At 73.3% G+C, this 2068-nt stretch carries 3 protein-coding genes; all 3 read right to left on the bottom strand.

Translation table 11 applies throughout. From position 1 onward, the window contains the following. On the bottom strand, positions 1–457 hold a 457-nt coding region (locus A5714_RS13655), incomplete at its 3' end, for an acyl-CoA dehydrogenase family protein (RefSeq protein ID WP_197513693.1). Beyond that, on the bottom strand, positions 454–1389 hold the full coding sequence (locus tag A5714_RS13650) for an acyl-CoA dehydrogenase family protein (protein WP_068071230.1): 936 nt from the start codon (positions 1387–1389) through the stop codon (positions 454–456). The genes A5714_RS13655 and A5714_RS13650, both read right to left, overlap by 4 nt. Then, the coding region (locus A5714_RS13645) for an acyl-CoA dehydrogenase family protein (protein ID WP_255396711.1) at positions 1389–2068 on the bottom strand (680 nt) is incomplete at its 5' end. The genes A5714_RS13650 and A5714_RS13645, both read right to left, overlap by 1 nt.

Below are 2068 nucleotides of genomic sequence, written 5' to 3'. Positions count from 1 at the left end.
GCTGCGCGCCGAAGCGGGTCCACCTGGTGAGCTCGCCGCCGGCGGCGCCCACGACGACGTCGGCGATGTCGCCGTTGACGACGTAGTCGGCGTCGAGCACCAGCGCGCCGATCGAGCGGCCCTCGGCCAGCGCCTCCAGCGTCTCGGCGTCGGGCTCCGGCGCTGCCAGCAGCGCCAGTTCGGCCAGCGTGGTGCCCAGCAGCGGCGAGGGCACCAGGGCGCGGCCCAGCTCCTGCAGAACCGTTGCGGCGTCGGCCAGTTCGCCGCCGGCGCCGCCCAATTCCTCGGGGACGACCAGGGCGGCGGCGCCGACCTGCTCGCACAGCAGTCGCCACAGCGACTCGTCGTAACCGCGGTCGGATTCCATCGCCGCGCGCACCGCCGCCGGGTTGGCGTGCTTGGCCACCAGGGCGGCCACGGTCTCGCGGAGCAGTTCGCGTTCTTCGGTCGTGCTCACAGCGCCTCCAACACTCGCCGCCGGTGCGCCTCGGGGGTGCCCCAGGCCGAGCGCAGGGCCTGCACCCGCAGGAGCAGCAGCGACAGGTCGTGCTCCTGGGTGAACCCGATGGCGCCGTGGGTCTGCAGCGCCGAGCGCGCCGCCAGCAGGGCCGCCTCGGAGGCCGCCGCCTTGGCCGCGCTGACGTCGCGGGGATCCAGCGTCAGGGCGGCGCCGTACACCAGCGGGCGGGCCAGCTCGACGGCGATGTGGACGTCGGCGAGCTTGTGCTTGATCGCCTGGTAGGAGCCGATCAGCCGGCCGAACTGGCTGCGCTGCTTGGCGTAGGCGACCGAGGCGTCGCGCAGCGCCTCGGCGGCGCCGACCAGTTGCGCCGCGGTGGCCAGAGCGCCGAACTCGTTGGCGCGCCGCACGTCCGCCTGCCAGGCGGCGCCGGTCGGGGTCACGTCGAACAGCCGGCGGCTCGGGTCGACGGAGGCGTGCGCGGCGCCGGCCGCCGCCTCACGCACGCCCTCGTCGCCGGCGACCAGCACCAACCCCGCCGCGTCGGCGTCCACCGCGCGCGGTGCGTGCGGCGCGGACGCGACGGTGGCGATCAGCTCGCCCGAGGCGATCTCGCCGCAGCGTTGGTCGGCGGCCAGCAATACCGGTGCCACGGCGATGGATTCCGCCACCGGGCCGGGGACGCCCCAGTGCCCGAGCCGCTCGACGGCCACCACCAGGTCCACCGGGTGCGCCTCGATGCCGTCGAACTTCTCCGGCACGGCCAGGGCCGTGACGCCCAGGTTCGCCAACTGCTCCCACACCTTGCGGCCGGGGGCGGTGTCGCCGGCAGCCCAGGCGCGCACCGCACCGGGCACGTCCGCCGCGCTCAACGCGGCGTCGATGCTGGCCGCGAAGTCGCGCTGCTGCTCATCGAGCGTGAATTCCATTATTTCTTCTCCCTCGGGAGACCCAGCAGGCGTTCCGAGATGATGTTGCGCTGAATCTCGTTGGTGCCCGCGTAGATCGGGCCGCCCAGGGCGAACAGCAGGCCCTCGGTCCACGGGCCGGCGAGTTCACCGCCGGCGCCCAGGATGTCGAGCGCGGTCTGGTGCACCTCGACGTCGAGCTCCGACCAGAACACCTTGGTCACCGACGACTCGGCGCCCAGCTCCCCACCGGCGGCCAGCCTGGTCACGGTGCCGAAGGTCTGCAACCGGTAGGCCTGCGCCTTGATCCAGGCGTCCGCGACGCGATCGGTGAATTCCGGCGGCGAGCCGCAGTCCTTCCACAACCGCACGAGCCGCTCGGCGGCCGCCAGGAAGCGGGCCGGGCTGCGCAGCGACATGCCGCGCTCGTTGCTCGACGTGCTCATCGCCGCGGACCAGCCGTCGTGCGGGGTGCCGATCACGTCCTCGTCGGGCACGAAGACGTCGTCGAGGAAGACCTCGCCGAAGCCCGTGTCGCCGCCGAGCTGCACGATGGGTCGCACCGTGACGCCCTTGGCCTTGAGGCCGAACATGAAATAGGTGAGGCCGCGGTGCCGCTCCCCGGACGGGTCCGAGCGGAACAGGCCGAATCCCATGTCCGCGAACGGCGCCCGGGAACTCCAGATCTTCTGGCCGTTGA

The sequence above is a fragment of the Mycobacterium sp. E2462 genome (genome assembly GCF_001672685.1).
Taxonomy (GTDB): domain Bacteria; phylum Actinomycetota; class Actinomycetes; order Mycobacteriales; family Mycobacteriaceae; genus Mycobacterium.
This window is presented reverse-complemented; position numbering and strand designations above follow the sequence as displayed.